Source organism: Natronoarchaeum mannanilyticum (assembly GCF_039522665.1).
GTDB classification, from domain to species: domain Archaea; phylum Halobacteriota; class Halobacteria; order Halobacteriales; family Natronoarchaeaceae; genus Natronoarchaeum; species Natronoarchaeum mannanilyticum.
This window is the reverse complement of record NZ_BAAADV010000001.1, coordinates 1,229,603-1,245,192: the sequence shown is the minus strand read 5'-3', so window position 1 is coordinate 1,245,192 and position 15,590 is coordinate 1,229,603. Positions and strand designations below refer to the sequence as shown.

At 66.2% G+C, this 15,590-nt stretch carries 14 protein-coding genes; 8 read left to right on the top strand and 6 right to left on the bottom strand.

Going from position 1 to position 15,590, the window contains the following annotated elements; all coding sequences use genetic code 11:
• Positions 1-22 precede the first annotated feature (22 nt).
• Complete coding sequence (locus ABDZ81_RS06480) at positions 23-364, bottom strand: hypothetical protein (protein WP_343773089.1); 342 nt, start codon at positions 362-364, stop codon at positions 23-25.
• Between the two features lie 102 nt (positions 365-466).
• Here ABDZ81_RS06480 and ABDZ81_RS06475 point away from each other — a divergent pair, with 102 nt between their 5' ends.
• From ABDZ81_RS06475 to ABDZ81_RS06455, 5 genes are all read left to right on the top strand, one after another.
• On the top strand, positions 467-676 hold the full coding sequence (locus tag ABDZ81_RS06475; RefSeq protein ID WP_343773088.1) for a DUF8141 family membrane protein: 210 nt from the start codon (positions 467-469) through the stop codon (positions 674-676).
• 60 nt (positions 677-736) lie between these two features.
• Complete coding sequence (locus tag ABDZ81_RS06470; RefSeq protein WP_343773087.1) at positions 737-2,878, top strand: beta-glucosidase family protein; 2,142 nt, start codon at positions 737-739, stop codon at positions 2,876-2,878.
• Positions 2,879-2,969: 91 nt separating this feature from the next.
• Entirely contained in the window at positions 2,970-4,082 is a 1,113-nt protein-coding gene (locus ABDZ81_RS06465) for a pyridoxal-phosphate-dependent aminotransferase family protein (RefSeq protein WP_343773086.1), read from the top strand.
• Positions 4,083-4,197: 115 nt separating this feature from the next.
• Positions 4,198-4,617, top strand: a complete 420-nt coding sequence (locus ABDZ81_RS06460) for a PPC domain-containing DNA-binding protein (RefSeq protein ID WP_343773085.1) — start codon at positions 4,198-4,200, stop codon at positions 4,615-4,617.
• The gene (locus tag ABDZ81_RS06455; RefSeq protein WP_343773084.1) at positions 4,618-9,789 is read left to right on the top strand and encodes a DNA polymerase II large subunit; all 5,172 of its coding nucleotides are present in this window, start codon (positions 4,618-4,620) and stop codon (positions 9,787-9,789) included.
• Positions 9,790-9,978: 189 nt separating this feature from the next.
• On the opposite strand, the gene ABDZ81_RS06450 is transcribed toward ABDZ81_RS06455, so the two are convergent.
• Together ABDZ81_RS06450 and ABDZ81_RS06445 are read right to left on the bottom strand one after the other, a co-directional pair.
• Positions 9,979-10,323 carry a hypothetical protein gene (locus ABDZ81_RS06450; RefSeq protein ID WP_343773083.1) on the bottom strand — a complete coding sequence of 115 codons (345 nt, stop codon included), beginning with the start codon at positions 10,321-10,323 and terminating at the stop codon, positions 9,979-9,981.
• Between the two features lie 79 nt (positions 10,324-10,402).
• Entirely contained in the window at positions 10,403-10,774 is a 372-nt protein-coding gene (locus ABDZ81_RS06445) for a DUF8062 family protein (protein WP_343773082.1), read from the bottom strand.
• A gap of 222 nt (positions 10,775-10,996) precedes the next feature.
• Here ABDZ81_RS06445 and ABDZ81_RS06440 point away from each other — a divergent pair, with 222 nt between their 5' ends.
• From ABDZ81_RS06440 to ABDZ81_RS06430, 3 genes are read left to right on the top strand one after another with little or no spacing between them, the layout of a single operon-like run.
• Positions 10,997-11,290 carry a DUF7130 family rubredoxin-like protein gene (locus ABDZ81_RS06440; protein ID WP_343773081.1) on the top strand — a complete coding sequence of 98 codons (294 nt, stop codon included), beginning with the start codon at positions 10,997-10,999 and terminating at the stop codon, positions 11,288-11,290.
• 59 nt (positions 11,291-11,349) lie between these two features.
• The gene (locus ABDZ81_RS06435; RefSeq protein WP_343773079.1) at positions 11,350-11,676 is read left to right on the top strand and encodes a DUF7130 family rubredoxin-like protein; all 327 of its coding nucleotides are present in this window, start codon (positions 11,350-11,352) and stop codon (positions 11,674-11,676) included.
• A gap of 36 nt (positions 11,677-11,712) precedes the next feature.
• Entirely contained in the window at positions 11,713-12,618 is a 906-nt protein-coding gene (locus tag ABDZ81_RS06430) for a ketopantoate reductase family protein (RefSeq protein WP_343773078.1), read from the top strand.
• Between the two features lie 73 nt (positions 12,619-12,691).
• Here the strand turns inward: ABDZ81_RS06430 and ABDZ81_RS06425 are convergent, their stop codons facing one another.
• The 3 genes from ABDZ81_RS06425 to ABDZ81_RS06415 form a co-directional block, all read right to left on the bottom strand.
• Positions 12,692-13,051, bottom strand: a complete 360-nt coding sequence (locus ABDZ81_RS06425; RefSeq protein WP_343773077.1) for a NifU family protein — start codon at positions 13,049-13,051, stop codon at positions 12,692-12,694.
• Positions 13,052-13,113: 62 nt separating this feature from the next.
• Positions 13,114-13,434, bottom strand: coding sequence for a DUF5783 family protein (locus ABDZ81_RS06420; protein WP_343773076.1), 321 nt, complete (start codon positions 13,432-13,434; stop codon positions 13,114-13,116).
• Positions 13,435-14,400: 966 nt separating this feature from the next.
• Entirely contained in the window at positions 14,401-15,513 is a 1,113-nt protein-coding gene (locus ABDZ81_RS06415; protein ID WP_343773075.1) for a glucodextranase DOMON-like domain-containing protein, read from the bottom strand.
• Positions 15,514-15,590 lie beyond the last annotated feature (77 nt).

Sequence of the window (15,590 nt, the reverse complement as noted above, 5' to 3'; positions counted from 1 at the left end):
GCGACGAACCGTACGGACGTTCTTACGCGCCGACGCCTCGACCGTCCGCTACGGTCCGGCTGCCGAACAGGTAGAGAGCGATCGCCAGCAGACCGGCGGCGAGACCGACGCTCACGTCGAGGACAAGTAGTTCGTACGGCGTGTGGACGACGGGACCGGACTTGACCACCCCGAAGTAGAACTCGTGGAGCGCGCCCTCGAACAACGCGGGCAGGAAAAATCCGACGACGGTCGCGAATCCGACGCTCCCGGCCCACAACCGCCGAATCGGCGGTGAAAGCTCGCGTCGGCTCGCATCGGCGTAGACGACACCCGCAGCCACAGGTGCGAGCACGATCCCCAGCAGTGAGACGACCGCGGCCATACCGTCGCTTCTCGTCGAGAACGTGAATACCTTGTGACGTGACGGCGAGCGAGACGCGGCACAAAGGTTATTTCCCAGAAAGAAAATTCAACGCGGTAGACGATGCTCGGCATCTTCCCCGGTTGGCTGGAGTCGAAGCCCTTCGAACAGCAGGTCCTGATCTCGGCGCTCGCGCTCGATCCGATCGGATTTCTTGCGGGCTACCTGCTCGGTCCGGCGCTCGGCGTCGAGCCGCTGATCGGCGGCGCCTTCGGGCTGGTCGCGGCGAGCGTTCCGATCTCCTTGCTGGTGATGCAGAAGGCTCAGGGCTAAATACGCACGTCGGGTGTCGCTACCCGTACAATCATTACCGTCCCGCCGAGCAATACGGCAATGACACGGGACGGCGACGCGGTCGCAGGACTCGTCGAATCGCTCACCAGGGCGGAGAAGCTCGATCTCGTCCGCGGCGCGGTCGATCCGGAGGGCACCGCGACCGGCTACGTGCCGGGCGTCGAGCGGCTCGGAATCCCCGAGTTACGGCTCGTCGACGGCCCGCTCGGGGTTCGGATCCCCGGCGAGTCGGCGACGGCGTTCCCGGCGCCGATCGCGGCGGGGGCGACGTTCGATCCCGAGCTCGCGCGACGCAAGGGCGCGGCGATGGCGCGGGAGGCCCGAGCGAAGAACCAGGACGTGCTGCTCGCGCCGGGGCTGAACCTGATCCGGGTGCCCAACTGCGGGCGGAACTTCGAGTACTACGCCGAGGACCCCGAGCTGACCGGCGCGATGGCCGCCGCCGCGGTCGACGGAATCCAGTCGGACGGCGTCGTCGCGACGCCGAAACACTTCGTCGCTAACAGTCAGGAGACCGGCCGAGCGAGAGTGAGCGCCGAGGTGAGCGAGCGGGCGCTCCGCGAACTCTACCTGCCGGGCTTCCGCGCCGCCGTCGAGGCCGGCGCGGGCGCCGTGATGACGGCGTACAACCGAGTGAACGGCACGTACATGAGCGAGCACCGCCGGCTCGTCACCGAGGTCCTCAAAGAGGAGTGGGAGTTCGACGGCGTCGTGATGTCTGACTGGTACGGCACCGAGAGCACCGTCGACGCCGCGACGGCCGGGCTCGACCTGGAGATGCCGGGGATCCCCCAGCAGGAGATGGCCGGACCGGGCGGTGGCGGCGACGATGTCGAATCTGGCGGCGGCGACGGCGAGTCTGGCGGCGGCGACGCCGTCGACCTCGGCCCGATCGCCGACGGCCTGCCCGACCCCGAGAACTACGACCGGTTCGGCGCGGCGCTGGGCGACGCGATCGACGCCGGGGAGGTGCCCGCCGAGCGCCTCGACGACATGGTCGCCCGCATCCTCGGCCAGATGAAGCGGTTCGGCGTGCTCGACGGCGAGCGCGAAGCCCCGACGGTCGACGCCGAAGCCCACGATTCGCTGGCAACGGAGATCGCGACCCGAGGGACGGTACTGCTCGAAAACGACGGGGGGCTCCCGCTGTCCGATGACGCGGACGTGGCGCTGATCGGGCCGAACGTCGACGAGGCGACGCTGGGCGGCGGCGGCTCCTCGGAGACGACGCCGCGAGAGGCGACCTCGACGGCGGCGGGCGTCCGCGACCGCGCCGCGGGATCGGTGACGGTCGAGCGGGGCGTCCCCAGGATCGAGAGCCCCTCGTTCTTCGAGCTACTCGCCGGCGAGGAGGGCGGCGAGGAAGCAGGTGAGGAAGACGTCGATTTCGACGACGCCGTCGACGCCGCGGCGGCCGCCGACGTCGCGGTCGTGGTCGTCCGCGACAGCACGACCGAGGCCGCCGACCGCGAGGACCTGCGACTGCCCGGCGAGCAGGACGAGCTGGTCGAGGCCGTCGCCGCCGCGGCGGAGCAAACGATCGTTGCAGTGCGGTCGAGCGGGCCGGTTGAGCTGCCCTGGCGCGAGGAGGTCGACGCGATCCTCGAAACCTGGTACCCCGGACAGGTCGACGGCGAGGCGCTGGCCCGAGTGCTGTACGGCGACGCCGATCCCGGCGGCCGGCTCCCGGTCACGGTCGCGCCCGAAGGCGAGTATCCCGCGACCGAACCCCGCCAGTACCCCGGCGTCGACGACCGCGCTCACTACGACGAGGGCGTGTTCGTCGGCTACCGACACTTCGACGCCGCGGACGCCGCGCCGACCTACCCCTTCGGCCACGGCGAGTCCTACGCCGCGTTCGAGTACGGCGACGCGACGGTCGAGGACGGCGTCGCGCGGGTCGACGTCGAGAACGTCGCCGACCGCGCCGGTCGGGAGGTAGTCCAGGCGTACGTCCGACCGCCCGAGACGGGCGTCGAGCGCCCCGAGCGCGAACTGGCGGGGTTCGCCGCCGTCGAGGTTGAGGCGGGCGACAGCAAGACGGTAGAGATCGAGCTCTCTGAGATGGCGTTCGCGCGCTACGACGAGGATGCGGGCTGGACGGTCGACGAGGGGACCTACGAGATCGAGATCGGGCGGTCGTCGCGGGACGTTCGCAGTCGGGTCGACGTTCGCAGGTAGCCTCTCCGACCGGGTTTCCGAGGAGTTTCCGGCGCCGGATCAAAAGTACCATGCCGTCTCGCCGAGCAGTGGGCAGTATCAGGTGAGCTCCGTGACCGAAAAACGCGAATACCGCGACGACTACGACGACAAGACGCTGTACATCCCCGGCCCGACCGAGGTGCGCGATGACGTCATCGAGGCGATGTGCGAGCCGATGTTCGGCCACCGCATGGACCGGATGACCGACCTCTACACGACCATCGTCGAGGACACGAAGGAGTTCCTCGGCACCGACAACGAGGTCGTCATCCTGACGGGGTCGGGCACCGAGTTCTGGGAGGCCTCGACGCTCAACCTCGTCGACGAGAACATCCTCGTCCCGACCTGCGGCAGCTTCAGCGAGCGCCACGCCAACGTCGCCGAGCGCCTCGGCAAGGACGTCGACCGGCTGGAGTACGAGTGGGGCGAGGCGATCAAGCCCGAGGACATCCGCGCCGAGCTCGAGTCCAGCGACAAACAGTACGACGTCGTCGCGACCGTGATGAACGAGTCCTCGACGGGCGTCAGAAATCCGATCGAGGAGATCGGCGACGTGATCGCCGAGTACCCCGACACGTACTTCGTCGTCGACGCGGTCTCCTCGCTGGGCGGCGACTACGTCGACATCGACGAGCACGAGATCGACGTGATCTTCGCGTCCAGCCAGAAGGCGTTCGCGATGCCTCCCGGACTCGCCGTCTGCGCCGTCAGCGACGAGGCCTACGAGCGCGAACTGGAGAAGGATTCGGCGTCGTGGTACGGCGGCTTCCAGCGCACGATCGACTACTACGATCGGAAGGGCCAGACCCACTCGACGCCCGCGATCCCGATCATGCTAGCCTACCGCCAGCAGATGAAACACATGCTCGAGGAGGGCCACCGGGGTCGCGACGAGCGCCACCGCGAGATGGCCGAGTACACCCGGGAGTGGGCCCGCGAGCACTTCGCGATGTTCCCCGAGGAGGGCTACGAGTCTCAAACTGTGAGCTGCATCGAGAACACCCAGGGGATCGACGTCGCCGAGACGATCGAGACCGTCTCCGAGGAGTACGACTTCGCGTTCTCGAACGGCTACGGCTCGGCGCTGGGCGAGAAGACGTTCCGCATCGGCCACATGGGCGAGCACGACGTCGAGAGCATCAAGGAGCTGACCGACGCCATCGAGGACGTCGCCGGGCTGTAACCGACGGGAGCGTCGGAACGCGCCCGTAGCGGCTCGACGCCGCGCCGGCGGACCCCGGCCGCGCGTCGCGCCGGAAGGCTCACATTTTTTGCCCGTGCCGCCCACGAGAGAGAGTATGAACTATCGGGAGGTCACGACCACGGGCGAGTATCTCGCCCGCCTCGAGACGGGCGCCGACTGGCGCGCGGAGATCGAGGCGCTCGCCGCCGACGTCGACGCCGACGCCGCGTGGTTCGCCGCGATGGGCGCCGTGCAGGACGCCGAGCTCTGGTTCTACGATCAGGACAGTTGCGAGTACCAGTCGATGACCTTCGACGAGCCGCTGGAGGTCGCGAGCTGCGTCGGGAACGTCTCGCTGCTGGATGGCGACCGGTTCGCCCACACTCACGCCGTCCTCTCGCGGCCGAGCGGGCAGGCGCTCGCGGGCCACCTCGATTCGGCGACGGTGTGGGCCGGCGAGGTCCACCTGCGCGCGTTCGAGGGCGAACTGGAGCGAGAGTACGACGACACCACCGAACTGGACCTCTGGTTGTAGATGCGCGAGGAAGACGAACGGTACTTCGAACGACTCGAAAATCCTCTCGAAGAGGCCTTCGAGGTCGCCCGCGAGGCCAAGCGCCGCGGCGGCGACCCGAAGCCCGAGGTCGAAATCCCCACCGCGCGGGACATGGCCGACCGGGTCGAGAACATCCTCGGGATCGACGGCGTCGCCGAGCGCGTCCGCGAGCTCGAGGGCGAGATGAGCCGCGAGGAGGCCGCGCTGGAGCTGGTGACCGACTTCGTCGACGGGGAGGTCGGCGACTACGAGAGCCGCGCGGGGAAAGTCGAGGGCGCGGTCCGAACCGCGGTCGCGCTGCTGACCGAGGGCGTCGTCGCGGCGCCGATCGAGGGGATCGACCGCGTCGAGATCAACGAGAACGACGACGGCACCGAGTTCGTCGCCGTCTACTACGCCGGGCCGATCCGCTCGGCGGGCGGGACGGCGCAGGCGCTCTCCGTGCTCGTCGCCGACTACGCCCGGTCGCTGCTGGACGTCGATCGGTTCAAGCCCCGCGACGACGAGGTAGAGCGCTACGCCGAGGAAGTGGGCCTCTACGACAAGGAGACCGGGCTGCAGTACTCGCCGAAGGACAAGGAGACGAAGTTCATCACCGAGAACTGCCCGATCATGCTCGACGGGGAGGCCACCGGCGACGAGGAGGTCTCGGGCTTCCGCGACCTGGAGCGGATCGACACCAACAGCGCCCGCGGCGGGATGTGTCTCGTGCTCGCGGAGGGGATCGCGCTCAAGGCGCCGAAGATCAAGCGCTACACGGCACAGTTAGACGAGGTCGAGTGGCCCTGGCTCACCGACCTGATGGAAGGCACCATCGGGAAAGACGGCGAGGACGCCGAGGACGACGAAGCGGACGCGGACGACGCCGAAGACGCCGCTGCGGAGGGCGACGACGCCGACGGCGCGGACGGCGACGCGGAGGACGCCGACCCCGACGGTCCGCCCCGCGTCGATCCGAGCGAGAAGTTCCTGCGGGACCTGATCGCCGGGCGCCCCGTCTTCTCCCACCCCAGCGAGGAGGGCGGATTCCGCCTGCGCTACGGCCGCGCACGCAACCACGGGTTCGCGACCGCGGGCGTCCACCCCGCGACGATGCACCTGGTCGACGACTTCCTCGCGACCGGGACGCAGATCAAGACCGAGCTGCCCGGGAAGGCCGCCGGCGTCATCCCGGTCGACTCGATCGAGGGGCCGACCGTCCGGTTGGCCAACGGCGAGGTCCGGCGGATCGACGACCCCGAGACCGCCCTGGAGCTTCGCAACGGCGTCGAGAAGATCCTCGACCTGGGCGAGTACCTCGTCAACTACGGCGAGTTCGTCGAGAACAACCACCCGCTCGCCCCGGCGTCCTACACCGTCGAATGGTGGATCCAGGAGTTCGCCGAGTCCGGCGCCGACGTGCAGGCGATGCAGGACTCGGTTGGCGTCGATCTCTCGGACCCCGACCCCGAAGAAGCGCTCGCGTGGGCCCGCGAGTACGACGCGCCGCTGCACCCCGACTACACCTATCTCTGGCACGACGTCGACGCCGAGCAGTTCGAGGCGCTGGCCGACGCCGTCGCGGCGGGTACCGTCGATCCAGAGCCGATCGACCACCCCACCGCCGGCGGCCGGACCGGCGACCACCTCGCGCTCGAGCGCGACGAGGACGTTCAGGACGCGATCGAGTCGCTGATCGTCCCCCACACCCAGACCGACGGACGCCTGCGAATCCCGGTCTGGCGGCCGCTCGCGCTGACGCTCGGCTTCGAGATCGACGAGGGGGTCGATGCCGGAGCGGGGGGCGGCGAGGCGGCGCCGAAAACGGACGGCGGCGTCGTGGCCGCCGACGCCCCGACGCTCGAACGCACCTGGGACGAGCTCTCGCCCGACGCCCGGTCGTGGCCCAACGCGATGGAGGCCGTCCGCGAGGTCGCGCCGTTCGACGTCCGGGAGCGGGCGCCGACCCGCGTCGGCAACCGGATGGGTAGGCCCGAAAAATCCGAGGAGCGAGAGCTCAGCCCCGCGGTCCACACGCTGTTCCCGATCGGCGAGGCCGGCGGCAGCCAGCGCGACGTCGCCGCCGCCGGGAAGCACGCCGACACGATGGAGGATACGCCCGGCATGATCGAGGTCGAGGTCGCCGACCGCGAGTGCGTCGACTGCGGCGCCGAGACGTTCAAGGCGGCCTGTCCCGACTGCGACGGGCAGACCGAGCCGGTGTACCGGTGTCCGGACTGCGAGACCAGACTGGAGCCCGACGAGTCCGGTCGCGTCCACTGCGACCGTTGCGAGGTCGAGGGCACCTGCGTCGAGGACCGCGTGATCGACGTCAACGCGGAGTTCCGCGACGCGATGAAGACTGTCGGCGAGCGCGAGAACGCCTTCGACATGCTCAAAGGCGTCAAGGGGCTCTCCTCGGCGACCAAGACGCCCGAGCCGATCGAGAAGGGAATCCTTCGGGCGAAACACGACGTCTCGTCGTTCAAGGACGGCACCGTCCGCTACGACATGACGGACCTGCCGGTCACGTCGGTCCGCCCCGAGGAACTCGACGTCACGGCCGACCAGTTCCGCCAGCTGGGCTACGACGAGGACATCCACGGCGACCCGCTCCAGCACGACGACCAGCTCGTCGAGCTGAAAGTCCAGGACGTCGTGCTCTCGGACGGCGCCGCCGAGCACATGCTCAAGACCGCCGACTTCGTCGACGACCTCCTGGAGCAGTACTACGGACTCGACCGGTACTACGAGGTCGACGAGCGCGACGATCTGGTGGGGAAGCTGGTGTTCGGGATGGCGCCGCACACGAGCGCGGCTGTCGTAGGGAGGGTCGTAGGATTCACGAGCGCGGCAGTCGGCTACGCTCATCCGTTCTTCCACGCTTCGAAACGTCGAAACTGCTTCCATCCGGAGACGAAAGTCTGGTACGAGGACGAAGGCGGACAGTGGCATTACGAGGAGATCCGAACGCTCGTAGAGGAGCGACTGAACGATCCTGAAGAGGATGACTTCGGCACGCTCGTACAGAATCTCGACGGCGAGGTCTACGTGCCGTCGATTGACGAAGACGGGACGTTGAAACGCAAGCGCGTCGAGGCAGTATCGAAGCACGAGGCGCCGGAACATCTCGTAAAGATCGAGACCCGAAGCGGACGGGAAATAACGGTAACGCCCGATCACGACGTGCACGTCTTCGACGGAGACGGGATCGCGTCCGAGCGGGCCTCGGAGCTATCAAAGGGCGATTCAGTCGTCAAACCGCAGCATCTCGACTCGATAGATCCGTCGGAGACGGGACGAGTGTTCGACCTCCTCGCGCAAGGCATCGCGATCGACGAGATCGAACTGGATCGCCTCATGGTCCACGGTCTCGACAAAGACCGAGTGTACGACCTCTTCGAGAATGCGTTCGCTGACCAGTGGGACGGGCAGTTCTACCCGCTCTACTCGACCGCCGAACATCTGGGAATCAACAAAAAGACGCTCAGTAACTACCTGTACCGAGAGAGCATTCCTATTAGCATTCTGACCGAGTGTTTCGAGTCTCCCGCAGAACTGCTCGCGTGGGTCCCCGCAGACGTCGAACTCGGGATGAAACGCGATTCGACGACCATCGATCGGCGGATCGAGTTGAACGATCAAGTCGCAACGCTGATTGGATACTACACTGCCGAGGGATTCGCTCGCACCCAGAAAACGCCAAAAGGCACGATCCACCAGACGACGATCTGCGGCGTTGAGTCGGAGGCCAGAGAGTTTTTCAAGAGCGTACTTAGAAAAGAGTTCGGCGTCGAACCATATGAAGAGAACCATGCGAAGATAACCGCATCAGGCAGACTTCTGCGGATGTTCTTCGACACGGTGCTCGACGCTAGTGCGTCTGCGGACACGAAACGGGTGCCGCAGTGTATCTTCGATGCTCCTGACGAGACCGTCGCAGCGTACCTCCGCGGGTACTTCAGCGGCGACGGGACGGTCGACTCAAACGCCTTAGTGGTCTCCGCGACAACGGTTAGCAGGAATCTCAAGGAAGGCATCATCGCGTTGCTGAGTCGACTCGGAATCACTGCTCGCGTCGACAAAACGGACCCAGTACCTCTCTGCGAGAAGTTTCCCGAACACTACGAGATAGACGATCCGGAGATGTCTACGCCAGGATACGTAGTGAACATCACCTCTGACGACGCGGTCGCATACGCAGACAAGGTCGGTTTTCATCTTTCGAGGAAATCCAAGCTGTTGAAATCACAGGTTGACAGCGTCAACACCTCCGCCAGACGCGTCTTCGATGGCGGCGATGGTGATTATCTCGTCGAGTCAGTAACGTCCGTCGACATCGTCAAGGCGGACGTCGACTCGACATACTGCCTGACCGTGGAAGATACGCATTCGCTCATCGCGAACGACTTATCAGAAAAGCAGTGCGACGGCGACGAGGACTGCGTGATGCTCCTGCTCGACGGCCTGCTGAACTTCAGCAAGAGCTACCTGCCGGACCAGCGCGGCGGCCGGATGGACGCCCCGCTGGTGATGTCCTCGCGGATCGACCCCTCCGAGATCGACGACGAGGCCCACAACATGGACGTCGTCGACCGGTACCCCCTGGAGTTCTACGAGGCGACCCGCGAGCTGGCAGATCCGGGCGAGGTCGACGTCGAGATCGCCGAGGACACCCTCGGGACCGACCTGGAGTACACCGGCTTCCGACACACCCACGACACGAGCGACATCGCGCTGGGGCCTGACCTCTCGGCGTACAAGACGCTCGGGTCGATGATGGACAAGATGGACGCCCAGCTCGAGATCTCCCGGAAGCTCCGGGCGGTCGACGAGACCGACGTCGCCGAGCGCGTCATCGAGTACCACTTCCTGCCGGACCTGATCGGCAACCTTCGCGCCTTTTCGCGCCAGGAGACGCGCTGTCTCGACTGCGGCGAGAAGTACCGCCGGATGCCGTTGACCGGCGACTGCCGGGAGTGCGGCGGTCGGGTGAACCTCACCGTCCACCAGGGGTCGGTCAACAAGTACATGGACACCGCGATCCGGGTCGCCGAGGAGTTCGGCGCCCGGGACTACACGAAACAGCGCCTGGAGGTGCTCGAAAAGTCCCTGGAGAGCATCTTCGAGAACGACAAGAACAAGCAGACAGGTATTGCGGACTTCATGTAGGACCGCAAACCCCGTCGGGATGAGCGGCTTTTTGGCCGAGCTTTTTGCCGTGAGAGGTCGCCGAAGGCGACCCGAACGGGAAAAAGGTCGTCGCGGAACAAGCAGACCGGCATCGCGGGCTTCATGTGAGTAGGCGGGACGCCACGGCGTCCCGCCCGTTTTTGACCGAAGCGACGCCGAAAACCGCCCTCAGATGCTCGCGCACTCCCGGATCGCGCGCTCGATCATCACGTCGATCGGCGGGAGCCGGTTGACGCGCGATCCGCTGAACGTCTTGCAGACCGCGCGCTGGAGCCACTCGTGGCGCTTCTCGTCGTAGCCCAGCGCTTTCCGGATCGCCCGCTTCTCGGCGGGATCGAGATCGACGACCAAACGCACCGGCTCGTCCGACGCCTCCGCGCGCTCGCGCAGGCGCTCGACCGCCTCGCGCGAGCGGTGCGCGAACAGGTCGTCCCGGTCGCTCAGCCCGCCCTCGACGTCGCGGTCGAGTTGCCGCGCGGCCTCCTCGGGGATGGCGATCACGTCGCGGACCATGCCCGGGTGTGCGACGAACCGCAACGACAATCTTTCGGTCGCGTCTCGGAGTATCAGCCGGTCTGAGTGGTCCGTACGGTTACTCTTCGGGCGCGCCGACGACCGTCGATTCCTCCTCGTTCGCGCGCCCGACGTCGACCTCGTGGCGCGTGTGTCGGGCGTGGGTCTTCGCCCAGCGCCGGGCGGCGTCGTTTGAGAGGCGTTCGACGCCTTCGGGACAGTTGCGACAGTCCGCGAGCCACGGCGCGACGCCGTCGGGATAGTGGCCGGTGTGGCGCTTGTGGTCGAGCGCGAACTGCTCGATCGCCTGGTTGCCGATGCCCAGATCGTCGAGCTCGTAGCCCAGATCCCACTCGCGCCCGCAGCGCGTGCAGGCGATCGTCGGCGTGTCGTCGATCTCGCCGTCCGGATCGAGCGGGTCGAACTCGTCCTCGTCGAAGGGGTCGGTCACGCCCGGCCGTACGGCGCCGTCGGATTTGAAGGTGGTCCTGCCGGACATCGAGCCGGACACCCAGATTCTGTATAGCGTTTATTGATTTACTTCCGGATCGTCCGGGTCGGCAGCAGACACCACAGAGAGAGCCGGTTTCGTCCGAAAGCAGCGAAACGACGGCGTACAGGCGGAGATAAACGACGAACGGGATTTATGCCCGTTCGCGCCAAACGATAACACATGGCGCAGAAAGAGCGAGCGGACGTCAGCCTGGGGGTTCCGATCTACAACGAGGACGGAACGCGGCTCGGTACCGTCCGGGGGTTCGACGACGAGGGGTTCTACGTCACGCTGGCCGAGGACGCCGTCGCCGAGGAGACCGAACGGATGCGCTCGGGCGGGCCGACCGGCGAGATGGATCTGATGTGGCGCTGCTGGCAGTGCGGCGAGATGGGGAAGATCGGCGAGATTCCCGATAACTGTCCGTCCTGTGACGCACCTCGCGAGGACATCTACTACTGGACCGAGGACTGACCGGCGGATCGAAGGAGTCGCAACCGACGTTTATACCGTTATTCGTGGTAGGCCCGCGTATGGTGGAAACCGGCGAGCAGCCCGACGACGTCGACGAGGAAGAGCTCCAGAAACTGGACCTGGGCATGGGCGTGTTCGACGAGGAAGGCAACCGCCTCGGTGAGATACGAGGATTCGACAAGAGCGGGTTCTACGTCACGATGCGCGAGGGGTACGAGGCGCTGTCGGTCGAGCACGCCCGGTCGGGCCAGAGCTTCGGCGAGGCGGAGTTGATGTGGCGCTGCACGAACTGCGGCGAGATGGGCGCGATCGACGACGGGTTCCCGGACGAGTGCCCGAACTGCGGCGTCCCCAAAGAAGAGATCTACTACTGGACCGAGGACTGACCCAGCAGTTTTGTCGGCGGCGACCCCGGGGAGAGTATGGAGATCGTCGTCTTCGGAGCCGGAAGCCTCGGGAGCCTACTGGGCGGGCTTCTCGCCCGCGAACACGCTGTGACGCTGGTGGGGCGCGACCCGCACGTCGCGACGGTCGCGGAGTCCGGACTCCGGATCTCGAATCGGATCGACGCCGCCGTCGAGCCAGCGGCGACGACCGACGGAACGAATCTGAACGCCGAGCTGGCCGTCGTGACGGTAAAAGCCTACGACACCGATCAGGCCGCGACAGCACTAGCCGCCGGATCGTTCGACGCCGCGCTGTCGCTCCAGAACGGGCTGGGCAACGAGGCGACGCTGGCGAACGCCCTCGACTGCGAGGTACTGGCGGGTACGGCGACCTACGGCGCCCGCCTGATCGAACCGGGGCACGCCGAGTGCACGGGCGTCGGCGAGATCGTTCTGGGCGCTCCGTCGGGCGGCGCTTCGCCGCAGGCCGAACGGATCGCCGGCGCGTTCCGGGACGCCGACGTCGAGACGAGCGCGTCGGGATCGATGCCCCACCGGCTCTGGGAGAAAGTCGCCGTCAACGCCGGCATCAACCCCGTGACCGCGCTCGCGCGAGTGCCGAACGGCGCACTCGCGGCGCCGCCCGCCCGCGATATCGCGAGGCGAGCTGCGAAGGAGACCGCGCGAACCGCCCGCGCCGAAGGCGTAGATCTGTCCACGGACGCGGCGCTGGCGGCCCTCGAACGCGTCGTCGAGACGACCGCCGAGAACCGGTCCTCGATGCTCCAGGACGTCGCGGCGGGACGCCGAACCGAGATCGACGCCGTCAGCGAGGCCGTCGTCGAGCGAGCTGAGGATCACGGAATCGACGCGCCGACGAACGAGCTGTTGGCGGGGGTAGTACGGAGCTGGGAACGAGAGCGTGGGCTACGAGAGCCGTAATCGATCCAGTCGACGGCCGATTCGACCGGGGGACGAAAAAGAGCCCGAACGTCGGAACAGTCCGACGGAGACCTCAGAACGGCGCCTGCGGGCCTTCGTCGGAGTCGGCGTCGTCGTCGCTGGACTCGCCGGGGAACGAGGGGCTCATGCCGCCACCGCCGTGGCCGGCCGCCTCGCCCGTGTTCGCGTGAACGGTCTCGATTTCGGGGATCTCCTTGACCATCCGGCTCTTGATCGCCTGGATCGTCATCGGAGAGATGCCACAGCCGCTACAGGCGCCGCCGAGCTGGATCGACACCTCGCCGGTCTCCCGGTCGAGGTCCTGGATCGCCGCGTTGCCGCCGTGCATCTGGATCTGCGGGAAGTTGCGGCGGAGGAAGTTCGCGACGCGATCTTCGAGGTCGTCGCCGTCGTTGGACGTGTCCGTGCTCATGGAACGAGGTAGGTGGCGGTCGGTCTTAGGCCTTTGGTCTCCGATGTTCGGGCTCGCGGGCGTCAGTCCTCGAACTCGAAGACGCGTCGGAGTTCGGCCTCGATCTCGTCGAGATACCGCTCCAGCACCGCCTCGAACTTCTCGCGATCGACGACGACGGCGGTCAGGCGCTCGTAGGGCTCCTCGGGGAGCTCGATCCGGAACTCGCCGTCGCCCTCGTAGAACGGCTCGCTCTCGTTGAGCACCTGCTGGTCGATCCCGTGGATCAGCTGGGAGTCGTAGGCGTCGTTCATCGTCTCGAAGGCGTTCTTGTAGGCCCGCTGGAGCTCCGGGAAGTAGTTCGCGTACTTGTCCTCGAACTGCTCGGGATCGAACTCGGTCATGTGGGATCGAACGAGCGAGGTACACAAAAGTCGGCCGAATGGCGGTCGTCGGCACGGGTCGCTCGGCGGCTTCGTCGCGGAATCGACCACGATATCCGGGGTCGACGGGAGTTCGTCCCCCGGCGGTCCTGTTCGCACAGCTCAATAAATCACATAGTGCAATATAGAATAGTCGGGGAGCCGTCCGAACGAGGATGTCCTGACTGACCAGAACGAATCCCAGTCAGCGAGCAGTATCCCTCAGGCCAACGCTCGGATGCTGACGGGACACGGGGTGATGCCACGCGCGGATGAAGAACATTCGCCGGGAGAGCGATCACCGGCTCCCGATGAGGCGTCGTCGCTCACCCGGAGTGTCGAAGCCGAGTCGCGACGACGCGGCCCCACGATCGAAGTCCCGGGTACGCGAACGAGCCGACGGATCCTGTACCGCGCGGCGTACGCGTGTTCGATGTGTGATGACGCTCGCAGCGACACCCACGTCGTCCGCGGTAGCTGGCCGACCATCACGTCAGTGATCCCACCGGTCTGACGATCTTCAACTCGTTGCGCCCGGAATCGTACACTTGCGAACTTCCCTGAAGTAGGGATACTGGAGAGTCGTTCTTGGATCGCCAGCGCGGGGTTGCCCCTCGTCCACCAATGCATGCGAACCCTCTAACCGGCGTGACAACGGAAAGCGAGGACCGTATCGAGGCTCGCCCGATCGGTTGTCGGAATCGTGACGCCGAGCGATTTCGTATAGCGTTATAGAATATATTCCGTGTGGTGCGCCGGTTCACAGCCCTCCGACCGGCGTCACAATACGTGTTCGCGGGACGACGGAACCCCGAACAACCGCAACGGTAGATATCGCCGGTCACGAGCGGTCTACGACTGTCGATCAGATACGCCGACACGAGACTCCGACGCCACACGGTGCACGAAAAACAGTCGATACCGCACTAAAGAAAGACGCCGCAGGGATCAGGCTTCGTCGCTGTCCGACTCCCCGCGATGTCGCGCCGCGAGCGCACCGCCGGCCGCACCGACGAGACCGACGCCGAGACCAAATCCGGGGAGACCGCTGTCCTCTTCGTCGGAACTGTCGTCCTCGCCGGATCCGCCGTTGTCGGAACTGCCGTCGTCGGAGCTGTCGTCCGAACTCTCGTCGTCCGAGCTACCATCATCGGAGCTACCGTCGTCCGAGCTACCGTCGTCCGAGCTACCGTCGTCCGAGCTACCGTCGTCCGAGCTACCGTCGTCCGAGCTACCGTCGTCCGAACTTCCGTCGTCCGAACTTCCGTCATCGGAGCTGCCGTCATCCGAGCTACCGTCGCCGGAACTACTATCGTCGGTGACAGCGAGGAACGGGATCGACGCCTTGGAATCGCTGGAGTACGCGAGCGCGTCGCTCTGGTTCGTGCCCCCCGGCGCGATCAGGTCGATCACGTTCGGCGCGTTCTCGTTTTCCGCGCCGCCGAACTTGTGCTGACTGGCCTCGGATTCGACCGTCCGAACCTGACCGGGCCCGAACCCGTCGAAGCCGAGCATCAGCGGGACGATTTCCATCGCCTCGATGTCGCCGATCGTGTCCTGAGACACCGAGAAAACGATCGTCGAATCGCCCTCGACGCTGGGCGTTCCGGTGGCGAGTTCGCTGCCCTCCGCGTCCTGCACGCGGACGCCGTTCTGGCCGTCGACGAGGATCCGGATCTGGTAGTTCGCGGCGAGATTCGCGTTCACGCCCTCACGCGCAGCGCTGGCGCCGCCACTCGCGCTGGGATCGCGCAGATACACCTGAATGTGCTGGTGGGAAAAGCCGTTCTCCAGGGGGAAGCTGTTCGAGATCGTTCCATCGACCGTCAGCTTGAACTGGTACTCGCCGTCGGCCGAGTGGATGCTGAACGACGAGATGTCCCACGTCGCGTCCGAGTAACTGTCGCCGGTCGGGCGCGTGTAGTTGCCGGGACCGTTCGCGTCGTCCGTGGCGTCGTCCCACGAGGCGATCGCGTCCGACTGCGCCGAAACCGTCGAGACGCCCGTAACTGCTAGTCCGCTCGCCGCAACCAAGCCGCTCAGGTACTGTCTTCGGTCCATGGTACCACACTTTGTAGATGTCTATAAAAACATTATGAATTATTTCGACACAGTTGTCAGCTGTTTGTCCGATAGTT